The 13,973-nt window shown below is 70.1% G+C and carries 14 protein-coding genes; 1 reads left to right on the top strand and 13 read right to left on the bottom strand.

Features of this window, described 5'->3' with window-relative positions:
* Nucleotides 1-121: 121 nt before the first annotated feature.
* From ACGHX3_RS17595 to ACGHX3_RS17585, 3 genes are all read right to left on the bottom strand, one after another.
* On the bottom strand, nucleotides 122-514 hold the full coding sequence (locus ACGHX3_RS17595) for a phasin family protein (RefSeq protein WP_162338103.1): 393 nt from the start codon (nucleotides 512-514) through the stop codon (nucleotides 122-124).
* 155 nt (nucleotides 515-669) lie between these two features.
* A complete protein-coding gene (gene queD / locus ACGHX3_RS17590; RefSeq protein ID WP_213605021.1) occupies nucleotides 670-1,026 on the bottom strand; it encodes a 6-carboxytetrahydropterin synthase QueD in 357 nt (118 codons plus the stop codon).
* 62 nt (nucleotides 1,027-1,088) lie between these two features.
* Complete coding sequence (locus ACGHX3_RS17585; RefSeq protein ID WP_162338105.1) at nucleotides 1,089-2,456, bottom strand: DEAD/DEAH box helicase; 1,368 nt, start codon at nucleotides 2,454-2,456, stop codon at nucleotides 1,089-1,091.
* Nucleotides 2,457-2,857: 401 nt separating this feature from the next.
* On the opposite strand from ACGHX3_RS17585, the gene ACGHX3_RS17580 reads away from it, so the two are divergent.
* On the top strand, nucleotides 2,858-3,625 hold the full coding sequence (locus ACGHX3_RS17580; protein WP_213605020.1) for a Crp/Fnr family transcriptional regulator: 768 nt from the start codon (nucleotides 2,858-2,860) through the stop codon (nucleotides 3,623-3,625).
* Nucleotides 3,626-3,732: 107 nt separating this feature from the next.
* Here ACGHX3_RS17580 and cydC read toward each other — a convergent pair whose 3' ends face one another.
* From cydC to ACGHX3_RS17530, 10 genes are all read right to left on the bottom strand, one after another.
* Nucleotides 3,733-5,409, bottom strand: coding sequence for a thiol reductant ABC exporter subunit CydC (gene cydC, locus ACGHX3_RS17575; protein ID WP_213605019.1), 1,677 nt, complete (start codon nucleotides 5,407-5,409; stop codon nucleotides 3,733-3,735).
* On the bottom strand, nucleotides 5,406-7,094 hold the full coding sequence (gene cydD, locus ACGHX3_RS17570; protein WP_394695732.1) for a thiol reductant ABC exporter subunit CydD: 1,689 nt from the start codon (nucleotides 7,092-7,094) through the stop codon (nucleotides 5,406-5,408). Before cydD ends, cydC begins: the two co-directional genes overlap by 4 nt.
* Entirely contained in the window at nucleotides 7,091-7,816 is a 726-nt protein-coding gene (locus ACGHX3_RS17565) for a sulfite exporter TauE/SafE family protein (RefSeq protein WP_394695731.1), read from the bottom strand. Before ACGHX3_RS17565 ends, cydD begins: the two co-directional genes overlap by 4 nt.
* Nucleotides 7,806-8,000, bottom strand: coding sequence for a cbb3-type cytochrome oxidase assembly protein CcoS (ccoS, locus tag ACGHX3_RS17560; RefSeq protein WP_394695730.1), 195 nt, complete (start codon nucleotides 7,998-8,000; stop codon nucleotides 7,806-7,808). Before ccoS ends, ACGHX3_RS17565 begins: the two co-directional genes overlap by 11 nt.
* The gene (locus ACGHX3_RS17555) at nucleotides 7,997-10,369 is read right to left on the bottom strand and encodes a heavy metal translocating P-type ATPase (RefSeq protein ID WP_394695729.1); all 2,373 of its coding nucleotides are present in this window, start codon (nucleotides 10,367-10,369) and stop codon (nucleotides 7,997-7,999) included. The genes ccoS and ACGHX3_RS17555 overlap by 4 nt, the downstream gene beginning before the upstream one ends.
* Before the next feature lie 8 nt (nucleotides 10,370-10,377).
* Nucleotides 10,378-10,896 carry a FixH family protein gene (locus tag ACGHX3_RS17550; protein ID WP_213605015.1) on the bottom strand — a complete coding sequence of 173 codons (519 nt, stop codon included), beginning with the start codon at nucleotides 10,894-10,896 and terminating at the stop codon, nucleotides 10,378-10,380.
* Nucleotides 10,893-12,485, bottom strand: a complete 1,593-nt coding sequence (locus tag ACGHX3_RS17545) for a 4Fe-4S dicluster domain-containing protein (RefSeq protein WP_394695728.1) — start codon at nucleotides 12,483-12,485, stop codon at nucleotides 10,893-10,895. Before ACGHX3_RS17545 ends, ACGHX3_RS17550 begins: the two co-directional genes overlap by 4 nt.
* A 121-nt stretch (nucleotides 12,486-12,606) precedes the next feature.
* Nucleotides 12,607-12,903, bottom strand: coding sequence for a hypothetical protein (locus ACGHX3_RS17540; protein WP_213605013.1), 297 nt, complete (start codon nucleotides 12,901-12,903; stop codon nucleotides 12,607-12,609).
* Nucleotides 12,900-13,835, bottom strand: coding sequence for a cytochrome-c oxidase, cbb3-type subunit III (gene ccoP, locus ACGHX3_RS17535; protein WP_213605012.1), 936 nt, complete (start codon nucleotides 13,833-13,835; stop codon nucleotides 12,900-12,902). The genes ACGHX3_RS17540 and ccoP overlap by 4 nt, the downstream gene beginning before the upstream one ends.
* Nucleotides 13,832-13,972: a cbb3-type cytochrome c oxidase subunit 3 gene (locus ACGHX3_RS17530; RefSeq protein ID WP_213605011.1), complete on the bottom strand. Its 141-nt coding sequence runs from the start codon at nucleotides 13,970-13,972 to the stop codon at nucleotides 13,832-13,834. The genes ccoP and ACGHX3_RS17530 overlap by 4 nt, the downstream gene beginning before the upstream one ends.
* Nucleotide 13,973 lies beyond the last annotated feature (1 nt).

Below are 13,973 nucleotides of genomic sequence, written 5' to 3'. Positions count from 1 at the left end.
TCATCGCCCCCGGTGCTGATGGCTTCAGTGGGCGCATAAAAAACCCGGCAGCGTGGGGGCTGCCGGGTCGGCTGCGCGGAGGGAGGGGGAGCCGCGCAATAAGCAGTGGAACGGGCGGGTCTTACTTGCCCTTGGCGGCCTTGGTCGCCTTGGCCACGGAGGCCTGGACGTTGTCGGTCGCGGTTTCGAACTGGGTCTTCACCAGCTGGCCGAAGGCCTCACCGGTCTTCAGGCTCAGGCCGAACACTTCCTGGCTGGCGGCGACGACGCGCTCGGCGTTGTCCTTGGCAACCTGCAGGCCCTTCGGCCACAGGGTCTTGTAACCGTCGAGGTCGCGCGTCTCGGCCAGTTCGCCGAAGAAGGCGGTGGTGGCGTCGACATTCTTCTCGAAGGTCTTGAGCTGCACGCCGAACACGGTCTCGGCGCTTTCCAGGGCCAGGCGGTTGGCGCGCGAGGCGGCCGCGGCGAACTGGTGGGTGAACTGGCTGAAGCTTTCGTTGAACTGCGTGGTCATGGCGTGCTCCTGAAAGGGGATTTCCATCTGTTGCGGCGCAGCATAGACCTGTCCATGTTGCAGTGCAATAACCGGCGTATGGAAATCCGACGAACGGTCAGGAGCCGTTAAAAATCAAACGCTTGTAGGAACTGGTATGAAACCGGTTCCACGCCTCACTGGCGGGTATAACGGCATCCGGAGGTGCAGGTTTCATGCACCACGATGGCGCTCAGCAGCGGGAGAACGGGTTTGGTCTGGTCCCAGATCCATGTCGCGAGTTGCTCGCTGGTCGGGTTTTCGAGCCCGGGGATGTCGTTGAGGTAGTGGTGGTCCAGCTGGTCGTAAATCGGCTTGAAGGCCGCCTTGACGTCGGCGAAGTCCATGACCCAGCCCGCCTGCGGGTCGACCGGGCCGGACAGGTGCAGTTCGATGCGGAACGAGTGGCCGTGCAGGCGCGCGCACTTGTGGCCTTCCGGCACGTGCGGCAGGCGGTGCGCCGCTTCCACGGTGAAGACCTTGAAGATGTCCATGCGTCGTTGTCCGGATCGGTGGAACGCGCGACTCCCAGCGGGAGCCGCGCGGAGGGTCCAGCTTAGCGGGCCGGGCGCGACTGGCCCTGGCCCTGGCGGGCGCCGCCCGGACGACCGCCGTCACGACGCTGGCCGCCATGCTTCTTCGGACCGGCATGCGCGTGGCGCGGCGCATCGCCGTGCGGACGGCGCGCATGCTTCTGCGGGCCGTTGCGACGCGGGGTGCGTTCGCCGGCGGGCTGTTCGGCCTTGCCGGGGGCGCTGTTGCCCCACCGGATCGGCGTCTGCGGCTCGAAGCCGGGCACGTCGCGGAGGTCCATGTCGCGGTTGAGCAGGCGCACGATCGCGCGCAGGTACTTGGCCTCGTCCTGCGCCACCAGCGAGATCGCCTGGCCGGTCGAACCGTTGCGGCCAGTGCGGCCGATGCGGTGCACGTAGTCCTCGGCCACCATCGGCAGGTCGAAATTGATCACCTGCGGCAGCTGGTCGATGTCGATGCCGCGCGCGGCGATGTCGGTGGCCACCAGCACGTTGATGCGGCCGGCCTTGAAGTCGCTCAGCGCGCGCTGGCGCGCACCCTGCGACTTGTTGCCGTGGATCGCGGCGGTCTTGATGCCGCTCTTCTCCAGAAACGTTGCCAGCTTGTCGCTGCCGTGCTTGGTACGGGCGAACACCAGCGTCTGCAGGCGGCTGTCCTGCGCCAGCAGGTGCAGCAGCAGGTCGCGCTTGCGGCTGCCGTCGACCGGGTGTACGCGGTGCGTGATGGTCTCGGCGACCGTGTTGCGCGGTGTCACCTGGATCTGCTTCGGATCGTGCATGAACTCCAGCGCCAGCTCGCGGATCGGGTCGGCGAAGGTGGCGGAGAACAGCATGGTCTGGCGGTTCTGCCGCGGCAGCTTGGCCAAGATGCGTTTGATCGACGGCAGGAAGCCCATGTCGAGCATGCGGTCGGCTTCGTCCAGCACCAGGATCTCGATGCCCGACAGGTCCACGCTGCGGCGCTCGAGGTGGTCGATCAGGCGACCCGGGCAGGCGATGACCAGGTCCACGCCACGGCGCAGCGCGTCCAGCTGGTTGCCCATGCCGACGCCGCCATAGATGGTGGTGCTGGGGATGCGCAGGTACTTGCCATAGCCACGCAGGCTGTCATGGACCTGCACGGCCAGTTCGCGGGTGGGGGTCAGCACCAGGGCGCGCGGCTTGCGCGGGCCGCCGCGCTGCACTTCCTGCGGGGTGGTGGCCAGGTACTGGATCAGCGGCAGGCCGAACGCGGCCGTCTTGCCGGTACCGGTCTGCGCGCCCGCCAGCAGGTCGTGGCCGGCCAGGGCCAGCGGGATGGCCTGTTCCTGGATGGGGGTGGGCTGGGTGTAGCCCTGTTCGTCGAGTGCGCGCAGCAGGGCGGGCGCCAGGCCCAAGGTTTCAAACGTCATGATGAAAGCTCCAAAGCCGGTCGGCCGGAACACGCACGCCACGCCGGCACAGCGGATGTGCGGCAACGTGGGACGCGCGGAATGCGGCAGGACCGTGACTCGAAGCGTTCCCTGAAACCGCGCTGCGAGAAGGGGTGCGGAGGCGCCAAAACGGCGCTACCGAGCTTGCGCAACGAAAGAAGTCGGAGCGGGGCGGGCGCGGGAGTTCGCATGGAATTCCCTGCGCCGGCGGACCATCGGGGAAACGAACGGCCGCAGGCAAGCGGCGCGCACTGTACCTGAATTGGCGGAGGAAAGGGGGACCGGCCGCTGAAGCCGGCATCTGCGACCGATTGTCGCACCACGGAAATCAGTGACTTGCGGGCGTATGATGGGTCCTGAAGCCCCTCGCCGCCGCCGCCATGAGCAGCCTTCGCATCCTTCGCCAGAACGACACCCCGGTGGCCAGCGCGCCCGCCGACGGTGTGGTGTGCCAGGCCGCGCGGGGTTGCAGCGGTTGCCTGGTGCGCCATCTGGCGGTCTGCGCCGCCCTGCCGGTCTCCAAGGCCCACGCCATGGAAGCGCTGGCCGACGACACGCGGCTGAAGGCGGGCGAAGCGCTGGTCCGCGAGGGCGAGGCGCGACGGGGCGTGTTCACCGTGACCAAGGGCGCCCTGCGCCGGATCCGGCTGCTGCCGGACGGTCGCCGGCTGGTGGCCGGCTTCCTGATGCCGGGCGACTTCATCGGTTTCTCCGGCACCTCGCACTACAAGCACACCATCGAGGCCATCACCGACAGCACGCTGTGCGAGTTCTCGATGGCCGACATGCGCAGCCTCTGCCATGACCATCCGGAGCTGGAACGCGAACTGCTCGAGCGCGCCTGCGTGGAGCTGGACGCCACCCGCGGCAACCTGATGGCGCTGGCCCGCCTCAATCCGATGGAGCGGCTGGCCGGCTTCCTGGTCGACATGGCGCAGCGTCGCCGCCGCCAGGGCCAGGACGACACCGAAGTGATCCTGCCGATGACCCGCACCGACATCGCCGACTACCTGGGCCTGACCGTGGAAACCGTCAGCCGCAGCTTCACCCGCCTGCGGCAGGAAGGCAGCATCGCCACCGACGACCCGCACCATGTGCGGCTGCTCGATCGCAGCCGGCTGGACGCGCTGGCGGAAGCGCGGGCCTGAGGCCTCTAGCGTGTGAGGGTGTCAGTCGTGGGAGCGACGTAAGTCGCGATGTGGCTCGACCGGGAGGTCATCGCGACTTACGTCGCTCCCACATCCATGTCGGTCGGCTACTCCTTCAGTAATTTGCCATCCCGCAACCGGTAGTGCGCATCCGCCATGCCTTCCGGCAACACCGCATGGCTGATGATCAGCATGCTGCGTCCTGCGCCTGCCTCTGCGACGTCGCGCATCAGCGCATCCGCCGTGTCCTGGTCGAGGCCTTCGGTAGGCTCGTCGAGCAGCAGCAGCGGTGTGTCGCGCAGCAGGGCGCGGGCCAGCGCGAGGCGGCGTGATTGGCCGGCCGACAGCGTCGCGCCGTTTTCGCCCACCCAGGTATCCAGGCCGGCATCGCGAAAGCGGGTGTCCAGCTTCACCTGGGCCAGCGCGCGCCATAACCGTTCGTCGTCGGCATCGGGGTCACCAAGTCGCAGGTTCTCGCGCACGCTGCCGGAGAACACCGGTGCGTCCTGCGGCAACCACGCGATGCGCGCATGCCAATCCGCCGGGTGCAGGGTCGCCAGATCGTCGCCAGCGAAGGAGACCCTTCCTGCCTGGGGTGCTTGCAATCCAAGCACCAGCGCCAGCAGCGACGACTTGCCTTCGCCGCTGTCGCCCGCGACCAGCACGCGTTCGCCGGGCGCGATGCGGAGGCTGGCGCCGCCCAGCACTTGCCGCGTCGTGCCCGGCCAGGCGAATACGACATCCTCCAGCGCCAGCGCACCCTGCGATGCCGGTACTCGCGGGCCGGCACGCATGGCGTCCACGGTGGACGACGCATCGACCACCGCTTCCAGTCGCCGTCCGGCGACCGTCGCTGCCCGCCATGCCTGCCACGCCGGCGCGATCGCCGCGCAGGCCTCCAGCATGGCGACCGTAATGAAGAACAGTCCGCCTGCCGTGGCGGCACCGATGCGAGCGGCGTGCACGGCCGTCAGCAATACCCACAGCATCGACGGCAAGGCGACCGCGGTGACGAGCGCATGCGCCAGCGTGGCCAGTGCGAGTCGCTGCTTGCGCCGGTCTTCCCATCGGGCAACCTCACGGCTCCGCTCATCCAGCGCCACCCGCCATGCCGCGGTGGCGTCCATCGCCACCAGATCCTGCTGGCCCTCGACGCCTTCCTGCACGGCGGCACGCAGGCGCATGCGTGCCATCGCGCGTTCGTCTTCCAGCGCTGCCACGCTGCGCACGGCCAGCCAGGGCGCCAGCGCCGCGATCAGCGACAGCGCCGCCAGCAGCACAAGGCCGGCCGCCGGCAGTACCGCGAGCGCCACCAGCGTCGCCAGCAGGCACAGCGCCAGTACCGCGAGCAGGGGGCCGATAGCGCGCACCAGCAGGCCGTCGACCGCATCGATGTCGGCCATCAGCCGCGCCATCAGTTCGCCGATGCGGAAACGGCCGAGTCCCAGCGGCGCCAGCGGCAGCGCGCGGGCGAAGAACCAGGTGCGCAGGTCGCGCGCGATGCGCAGCGTCACGTCGTGGCCGAGCAGCTTCTCGCCGTAGCGCGACAGAATGCGCACGAAAGTCAGCGCGCGGATGCCGGCGGATGGCCCGAAGAAGTTGAAGCCGACCGCGGCGCTGCCTGCCAGTGCGGCGGCCGTGAGGAAGTGCCCGGACAGGCCGAGCAGGGCGGTGCCCGCGAGCAGGGTCAGCAACAGCAGGCCGACCGACCAGGCGATGCGCAGGCGATGACGCGCAAGTACGTCGCGCAGCGTGGTCGTGCGGTCGTCCTTGTGCGCGTTCATGGCGCGTGTCTTCCCCTGTGCAGGCGACCGTCGCGCACGTGCCAGACCTGCATCATCGTCGCCTGTGCCGCGTCGCTGTGGGTGGCCATCAGTACGCCGCGGCCCTTCGCGAACCGGAGGATCGCCAGCAGTACGGCGGCCTCGGTGTCGGGATCGAGGAAGGCGGTGGGCTCGTCGAGCAGCAGCAGGTCGGGGTCGCGCAGGAACACGCGCGCCAGCGCCACGCGTCGCGCTTCGCCGCCCGACAGGCCGAAGCCGCGTTCGCCGATCACCGTGTCCAGCCCGTCCGGCAACCGTGCCGCGAAGCGCATCACCTGCGCCGCCTCGGCAGCCTGTTCCAGTTCCGCATCGGAAGCATCGGTTTTCGCCATGCGAAGGTTGTCGCGCAAGGTTCCGGCGAACAGGAACGGGCGCTGCGGCGCGTAGCCGATGCGCAGGCCTGACGCGCGCTGCACAGTGCCCGCGTGCGTGGGCAGCCAGCCGGCCAGCGCTTCCAGCAGCGTGCTCTTGCCGTCGCCGCTGGCGCCGGTCAGCGCGACATGCTGGCCGCGTTGCAGGTCCAGCGTGACGTCGTGCAGCACGTCGCGCGTGGCGGCGGGATGGCGCAGCGCGATGCCGCGCGCGCTGACGAGCGATGCCGAGGGGGCCGGCGTCCCGACGCCGTCGTCCGTGACGACAGGAACGTCGTCTTCCAGCACCACCGCGATCTCGTCCATCGCCGCCAGCGCAGCGGCGCGGTCGTGGTAATGCGTGGCGAGGCGCCGCAGCGGCGCGTAGAACTCCGGTGCCAGCAGCAGGCAGAACACGCCCATGCCGAGCGTCAGCGGCGTGGCGCGCAGGTCCAGCATGCCCAGGTAGCTCAGGCCCAGGTACAGCGCGATCATCGCGACGCTGAGCGATGCGAAGAACTCCAGCACCGCCGACGACAGGAAGGCGATGCGGAGCACGCGCAGGCTGCGCACGCGCAGTTCCTCGGCGGCGGCGCGGATGCCCTGCAATTCGGTGTCGCCACGGCCGTACAGCCGGATCAGCCCGAGGCCACGCAGGCGATCGGCGAAGTGGCCCCCCATCCGTGTCAGCGCCTGCAACTGCCGTTGGCTGGCTGCCTGCGCGCCCCAGCCGACCAGCATCATGAAGACGGGCACCAGCGGCATCGTCAGCAGCAGGACCAGCCCGACGGTACGGTCGACGAAGAACACGGCGAGCAGGATCGCCAGCGGCACGCCCACCACTTCCGCCCGCAACGGCACGAAGCCGCCGAAGTACCCTTCCAGCGCATCCACATGCGCACCCATCCGTTCGGCCAGCGCGCCGCTCTGCTGCGACCGTACCCAGACCGGCCCGCGCGCGACCAGGCCGCGCGCGATGCGCGCGCGCAGGTCGATGCGGATGGTTTCGACCGCGCGGTCGGCGAGGCGCCGGCCCGCCCACGCCAATCCGGCCCGGAGCAGCAGCGTCGCGAGCAGCGCGAGGAGCAGTGGCAGCAGCGTGGCGGGCGGCGCATGGTCGACGAGCGCACGCTGCAGACACGCCGCGATCAGCGCGGCCTGCGGCAGTACCAGCACCCCGCCGGCCACACCCGATGCAGCGGCGGCGCGCAGCGGCGTGCGCGCGACATCGCCGATGGCCCGCAGGCGCGCTTTCGCCGAGGTGCCCGTCGGCGGCGCCGTTGCTTCGCGGCTCATGTGGCCAGTGGCTGGCAGCCGAGCGCGGCGAGCACGCCGTGCAGCGCGGGATGCCGCATCAGCCACGGCGAGGCGATCGTCAGCACGCCAGCAAAGAGCACGAAGCCGGCCGCCGCGCGACGCACCGACGTGCGCTGCCAGTGGCGGCCGAGGCGTGCGCCGGACCAGGTCAGCGTCACCATCATCGGCAGCGTGCCCAGGCCGAACATCGCCATCGTCAGCGCGGCATCGCGCGCATTGGCCTGCAGCCACGCCACCGTCAGCAGGCTGAGGCTCAGTCCGCACGGCAGCCAGCCCCACAGCGCGCCCGCCGCCAGCCTGCGCGGCAGCGTGTCGGCCGGCAGCACGCGCGCATGCAGCGGACGCAGCGCCTGCCACAGCTTCGCGCCTGGACGGGCGAGGAAATCGAGCCGGCCACGCTGGTCGAGCAGGCGCAGCGCCAGCACCACCAGCGCCAGTCCCACGCCGACGCGCATAGCGAGCACGGCGGTCTCGTGCCGCGCCAGCGACAGCAGGCCACCGCCGAACGCACCGACCAGCGCACCCGCCAGCATGTAGCCGGCGACGCGACCGAGGTTGAGCTGCAGCGCGCTGCCCCAGCTCTGGCGCGAAGACACGGCGGAAAAACCGGTGGCGATGCCGCCGCACATCACCGCGCAATGCGTACTGCCCACCAGGCCGGCCAGCAGCGCGGCGAGCAGGACCGGAACGTCAGGCGCCATCGTCGCCTTCGCGGACGGGCGGCGCGGCCTGCGCACGCGGCTTCGCAGGTGCGTCGTCGAGGATGTCCAGCGCGGGCGTGTCGAGATCGTCGAACTGGCCCTTGCGCACCGCCCACGCGAACGCGGCGATTGCCAGGCCCAGCAGGACCAGGCTGATCGGCAACAGCATCAGCAGGATGTTCATGCCGCCATCTCCGTGGACGTGCGCGCCAGCCGCAGCGCGTTGAGGGTGACCACCAGCGAGGATACCGCCATCCCCAGCGCCGCGATCCACGGCGTCACCATGCCGGCGGCCGCCAGCGGCACGGCGAGCAGGTTGTAGCCGGCCGACCAGGCCAGGTTCTGCTTCACCAGCCGGCGCGACAGGCGCGCGATGCGCACGGCGTCGGCGATGCGCAGCAGGGAAGGTCCGGTGGCCACCAGATCCGCGGCCTGTTGCGCCAGCGGCGCGCCTTCGCCCATCGCGACCGACACGTCGGCACCGGCCAGCACCGGCGCGTCGTTGAGGCCATCGCCGACCATCGCGACGATGCGGCCTTCGGACTGCAGTTGCCGCACGCGCGCCAGCTTGTCTTCCGGTGATTGGCGGGCGAGCGTCGCATCGATGCCGAGCGCCTGCGCCAGCCGCTGTACCGCCGCGTCGCCGTCGCCGCTGGCCAGATGGATGCGCATGCCCTGCGCGCGCAGCGCCGCAAGGGCGGCCGCGGCATCGTCGCGCGGCTTCTCGTCGAGGGTGAAACGGGCCACGCCGCGTTCGCCATCACCCAGCCACAGCGCGCCGTCGTCATCGCGGCCCGCGGCCCAGTCGGCGCGGCCGAAGCGCCAGTGGCGGCCGTCGACATCGCCTTCCACGCCGAGGCCTGCACGGGCGACGACGGACGTGGCGGCATCGCGCGCGTCGACATCGGCGAAGGCGGTGGCGATCGGATGGCCGCTGTCCTGCTCCAGCGCGGCGACCACCCGCGTGGCCGCCTCCGTGCCCAGTTCGCCGAACACGTCCACCGCGACGCGTGCAGGACGGCCGTCGCTGAGCGTGCCGGTCTTATCGAACACGACGTCGGTCGCGCGTGCCAGCGTATCCAGCGCTTCGGGTCGCGTGGCGAGCACGCCGCAGCGGGCCAGCGCGCCGTGCGCGGCCGCCAGCACCGCCGGCACCGACAGCGACAGCGCGCACGGGCAGCTGATCACCAGCAGGGCCAGCGTCACTTCGAACGCGCGCTCCGGCTGGTAGAGCCGCCAGCCCGTGTAGACGGCCACCGCGAGCACCAGCAGCGTCAGTACGAAATGCCGCCCGATGCGGTCGGCGGCGCGTGCCAGCGGCGGGCGGTGGCCCTGTGCGCGGTCCACCAGTTCCGCCAGCTGCGACAGGCGTGTCGATGTGCCGGTAGCGGTGACGCGCAGCCGCGCGGGCCGTTCGCGGCAGGTGGTGCCGGCGTAGACCGTCTCGCCCGCGTGGCGGCGCACGGGCCGGGATTCGCCGGTCAGCAGCGCTTCCTCGAAATCCGCTGCGCCGTCCAGCAGTACGCCGTCGGCGGGCACGCCTTCGCCGGCCGGCACGCAGACCACGTCGTCCCTCCGCAGTGCGGACGGCGGTACCGATTCCCGGGTGCCGTCGTCGCGCTCGCGGATCGCGAACACCGGCTGCGCCCGCGCCAGCGCGTCCACCTGCGCGGTGGCGACGTTGCGTGCGCGCTGTTCCAGCATGCGCGCGGCCAGCAGCAGGAACACGAACATCACCGCCGCGTCGTACCAGACGTGCGTGCCGCCGCGGATGGTTTCGACCAGGCTGGCGAAGTAGGCGAGCAGGGTGGAGCTGGCGATCAGCGTGTCCATGCCCACGTGGCGTGCGCGCAGTTCCCGCGCCATGCCTGCCAGGAACGGCCAGCCGCTGTAGAACACCACCGGCGTGCTGACCAGGAAGGTCAGCCAGCGGAACAGGTCGCGCGTCGGCAACGGCATCGTCGCGTTGACGTCGAGGTACAGCGCTTCGGCCAGCATCATCGCCTGCAGCGAACCGAGGCCTGCCACGCCCAGCCGCAGCAGCCAGCGCCGGCGTTCGGACAGGCGCGCCTGTTCGCGTGCATCGCCGGTGGCGAGATACGGGCGGTAGCCGAGCATCGCCAGGCGCTGCAGCAGCGCCGACAGCGGTGTGCGTGCGGGGTCCCACGCGATGCGGATGCGGCCGGTGACCGCGTTGGCCGTGGTATCCAGCACGCCGGTCTCGCGCGCCAGTGCGCGGTCGATCAGCCAGGCGCAGGCGGCGCAGCGCATGCCGTCGGTCAGCAGCACGATTTCGCGGCCGCCCTCGACGACGCGGCTGTGCTCGTCCAGCAGGTCGGCGCGGTCCCAGCTTTCCAGATCGAGCCGGTCGGCCTGCACGCGGTTGGCGTTCGCGCTGCGCAGGCGGTAGTAGCTGCCGAGGTCGGCGTCCTCGATCCACGCGGCGGCGGCGGCGCAGCCTTCGCAGCAGAACGCATGCTCGCCGGCAGTCACCGGATGCCCGCTGGCGACGGGCTCGCCGCAGTGATGGCAGGACACCACGGGCACGTCCATCGGAAGGCTCAGCCGCCCCCGATGGCGGGGGCGAGGCGCGAGGCCTGCGTGTCTTTCTGCAGGCGGCCGCGGATGCGCCAGTGGTTGTTCTCGGGCGCGAGCTGCACGTTCCAGTCGTGCCGCGTATCGATCTCGGCGGGCGCGGTCCAGCCGGTGGTGGTGCGCGCCAGCGGCAGGCGCAGGTCCTGCGCGGCTTCGGTGGGATGGGTCAGCACCAGCACGAGCGCGGTCTCGCGCTCGAATTCGCCGGTCACCGCGGTCAGCTCCACATGGTCCGGACGCACCTGCACGATGGCGCTGAGCCTGCGCTGCGCGGCGCGTTCGTCGGGACCGAGGTCGGTGGTCTGGATCTGCGACACGCGCTGCACGTCGTCGATGACGGGATCGGCGCCGCCGGCGCGCACGGCGGTCACCACCAGCCAGATGCCGGCGACGACCGAGGCCAGCGGCAGGCCCCAGACCAGCCATACCATCGGCTCTTTCCAGAACGGGCGGCCGTTGCCGGCGGGAGGGGGGGGCGTGGTCATTGGATCGGTCCGAAGTAGCTGCTGTCCACGGTCTTCTCGGCGCCGCTGTCGGCGTCGCGGACGGTGAACGTCACGGCGTGGCGACCACGCAGGGTGGCAGGGGCGGTGGCGGTGACGGCGAGCGAGAGGACTTCCTCGGGCGCCGCGCTTACCGACAGGTCGCCGTCGCGCAGGCGGATGCCGGGCGAACCCGACGCCAGCGTCACGACGTAGCGATGCGATTGCTGGTCCTTGTTCACCAGCTTGAGCGTGTAGCTGTTCTCCACCTGGTCGCCCGCGACTTCACGGTACAGCGCATTGCGGTCGCGCAGGACTTCCGCGATCAGCACGTCGCGGTTGAACACGCCCCAGCCCCACGCGGCCACCAGCGCCAGCAGGATCGTGCCGTAGACGAAGATGCGCGGGCGCAGCACCTTCGACGGCTTGCCGTCGATGGCGTTCTGCGTGGTGTAGCGGATCAGTCCCTGCGGATATCCCATCTTGTCCATCACGTCGTTGCAGGCGTCGATGCAGGCGCCGCAGGCGATGCATTCGTACTGCAGGCCGTTGCGGATATCGATGCCGGTGGGACAGACCTGCACGCAGATCGTGCAGTCGATGCAGTCGCCCAACTGGTCGGGCGCGAACTTCGGCAGCGGTTCGACCACCGCACCGGCGCCGGAGAAGGTGATGGTGCCGTGCGCGCCGAGGCGCTGGTCGGCCACGCTGGGGTGCGCAGCGGCACGCATCACGTAGTCGTAGGCGGTGGTCGTTTCCAGCAGGCCGCGCGCGCGCTCCAGCACGCTGCCCAAGCCGCGCTTGCGCGGACCCCGCGGTTCGCCGCGCATCGGGTCGTAGGCGATGATCAGGGTGTTGCGATCGAACATCGCGGCCTGGAAGCGCGCGTACGGGCACATGTACTTGCACACCTGCTCGCGCAGGAAGCCGGCGAAGCCCCACGTGGCCAGCGCGTAGAACAGCACCCAGAACGTTTCCCAGCCGCCCCACGCGAACGGCCACAGGCGGGCGCCGAGATCGAGGATGGGGGTGAAGAAGCCGACGAAGGTGAAGCCGGTCCACAGCGCGAACACGGCCCACAGCACGTGCTTGCCGCCCTTGCGCAGCAGCTTGTTGGCGCTCCACGGCGCGGCATCCAGCTTCATGCGCGCGCTGCGGTCGCCTTCGGTCCAGCGCTCCATCCACAGGAACACTTCCGTCCACACCGTCTGCGGGCAGGCGTAGCCGCACCACAGCCGCCCGGCCAGTGCGGTGAAGAAGAACAGCGCCATCGCCGCGATGATCAGCAGCACCGCCAGCAGCAGGAAATCCTGTGGCCAGAACACCAGCCCGAACACGTAGAACTTGCGTGCCGGCAGGTCGAACAGCACGGCCTGGCGGCCGTCCCAGCTCAACCACGGGAACACGTAGTACATGCCCAGCAGCCACCACACCGCGACCACGCGCAGGCGGTTGAGCGGGCCTGCCACGTCGCGCGGATAGACCTTGCGTTCGCTGACGTAGAACGAGTTGCCCTGCGCATCGACCACATCCAGCGGGATGCGGCGTTTGCCGTCGGGAGCAGAAGAAGGAGGCGAGGCTGGCGTGGACATGGCGGTGTCTGTCTTGGCTGGCGTCATGCTCGCGCCGGCGGCGCGCAGCGGGGAGCGACGGTTTGTCGCAGGTCGCGCCACCGGCGCGCAGCGGCAGCCGTGGTGGCGCGCGGACGCGCGCTCAGTCCGGTGGCAGCGCGCGGTTGAAGCGGCTGGCGGGGCGCAGCAGGATCCAGGTGAACAGGCTGCTGGCGGCAGTCGCCAGCCAGAACACGAAGAAACCCAGCGTGTAGCCGAGTTCGCGGCTGATCGCCAGGTCGGGGAAGGTCATGTCGCGCAGCGTCAGCGGGTCGACGAAGGCGAAGAACACCATCGTCGCCACGCCGGCGGCGAAGAAGCTGGGCCAGAGCACCGCCCCGACGCGCTGTGCGAGCGGCCGGGGCGGATGGTCGAGCCGGGGTTCGGTGAAATCGGTCATTTCGCGCCGGCTGCCGCCTGACCCTCCTTGTGCGACAGCGACCAGACGTAGGAGGCGACAAGGCGCGCACGCGTCTCGCCCAGCAGTTCGCGGTGGGCGGGCATCACGCCATGACGGCCTTGGGTGATCGTCGTGCGCATGCTTTCCTTGCTGTTGCCGTAGAGCCAGTAATCGTCGGTCAGGTCGGGCGCGCCCAGTTCCTGGTTGCCCTTGCCGTCCACGCCGTGGCAGGCGACGCAGAGACCATCGTACAGCGGCTTGCCCTGGGCGGCCATGAAGTTGTTGCTCATGCCGTCCTGCGGATCGTTCAGCACGTTGACGTAGGCGATGACGTAGTCGACGGCGTTGGGGCCGCCCATGCTGGTCAATGCGGTGCCCCATTCCGGCATCACGCCCTCGCGGCCGTCCAGTACCGTCTGCAGTACCAGGTCCGGCGTACCGCCCCAGTGCCAGATGCCGTCGGTCAGGTTGGGGTAGCCGGTCGCGCCCTGGCCGGTGGAGCCGTGGCAGGTGGCGCAGGTGTTGTTGAAGATCGATCGGCCCAGTGCCAGCGCCTTCGGATCCTTGGCCAGCTGGTCGATCGGCTGGTTGGCGAACGGCGCGAACGTGGCTTCCAGCTTCTTGTCCTGCACCGCCTTCACTTCGTCGTGTTCGCCCGAGGAGGACCACTTGGCGTAGCCGGGAATGACGCCCAGGCCGCCGTACCACGCGATGTAGCCGATGCTGAAGACGATGGTGAGGTAGAACAGGTTGATCCACCAGCGCGGCAACGGCTTGTTGTACTCGGTGAGGTCGCCGTCCCACACGTGCGAGGTGTCTTCCGGCGCCGGGTCGCCCGGGCGGCGGCGGCCGGTCCACCACAGCAGCCACACGCAACCCAGGATGTTCAGTACGACCAGCGCGACGATGAACCCGATCCAGCCTGCGCTCATGGGTTGTTCTCCCCTTCCTCACCCAGCGGCATGCGCGCCGCATTGTCGAAATCCGCCTTGCGGCGCGGGCTCCACGCCCACGCCCAGCCGGCGATGAAGAGCACGATCAGCGCCCCGGTCACGATCCCCGATACCATG

Source organism: Pseudoxanthomonas japonensis, from assembly GCF_043632995.1.
GTDB lineage: Bacteria > Pseudomonadota > Gammaproteobacteria > Xanthomonadales > Xanthomonadaceae > Pseudoxanthomonas_A > Pseudoxanthomonas_A japonensis.
This window is presented reverse-complemented; position numbering and strand designations above follow the sequence as displayed.

What these genes read in the sequence shown, in the direction of transcription:
- ACGHX3_RS17550 (WP_213605015.1), bottom strand. Translation starts at nt 10,896, where the DNA reads ATGACCACGCCCCCCCCTCCCGCCGGCAACGGCCGCCCGTTCTGGAAA.
- ACGHX3_RS17545 (WP_394695728.1), bottom strand. Translation starts at nt 12,485, where the DNA reads ATGTCCACGCCAGCCTCGCCTCCTTCTTCTGCTCCCGACGGCAAACGC.
- ACGHX3_RS17565 (WP_394695731.1), bottom strand. Translation starts at nt 7,816, where the DNA reads ATGGCGCCTGACGTTCCGGTCCTGCTCGCCGCGCTGCTGGCCGGCCTG.
- ACGHX3_RS17580 (WP_213605020.1), top strand. Translation starts at nt 2,858, where the DNA reads ATGAGCAGCCTTCGCATCCTTCGCCAGAACGACACCCCGGTGGCCAGC.
- cydD (WP_394695732.1), bottom strand. Translation starts at nt 7,094, where the DNA reads ATGAGCCGCGAAGCAACGGCGCCGCCGACGGGCACCTCGGCGAAAGCG.
- queD (WP_213605021.1), bottom strand. Translation starts at nt 1,026, where the DNA reads ATGGACATCTTCAAGGTCTTCACCGTGGAAGCGGCGCACCGCCTGCCG.
- ACGHX3_RS17555 (WP_394695729.1), bottom strand. Translation starts at nt 10,369, where the DNA reads ATGGACGTGCCCGTGGTGTCCTGCCATCACTGCGGCGAGCCCGTCGCC.
- ACGHX3_RS17585 (WP_162338105.1), bottom strand. Translation starts at nt 2,456, where the DNA reads ATGACGTTTGAAACCTTGGGCCTGGCGCCCGCCCTGCTGCGCGCACTC.
- ACGHX3_RS17540 (WP_213605013.1), bottom strand. Translation starts at nt 12,903, where the DNA reads ATGACCGATTTCACCGAACCCCGGCTCGACCATCCGCCCCGGCCGCTC.
- ACGHX3_RS17595 (WP_162338103.1), bottom strand. Translation starts at nt 514, where the DNA reads ATGACCACGCAGTTCAACGAAAGCTTCAGCCAGTTCACCCACCAGTTC.
- ccoP (WP_213605012.1), bottom strand. Translation starts at nt 13,835, where the DNA reads ATGAGCGCAGGCTGGATCGGGTTCATCGTCGCGCTGGTCGTACTGAAC.
- ACGHX3_RS17530 (WP_213605011.1), bottom strand. Translation starts at nt 13,972, where the DNA reads ATGGTATCGGGGATCGTGACCGGGGCGCTGATCGTGCTCTTCATCGCC.
- ccoS (WP_394695730.1), bottom strand. Translation starts at nt 8,000, where the DNA reads ATGAACATCCTGCTGATGCTGTTGCCGATCAGCCTGGTCCTGCTGGGC.
- cydC (WP_213605019.1), bottom strand. Translation starts at nt 5,409, where the DNA reads ATGAACGCGCACAAGGACGACCGCACGACCACGCTGCGCGACGTACTT.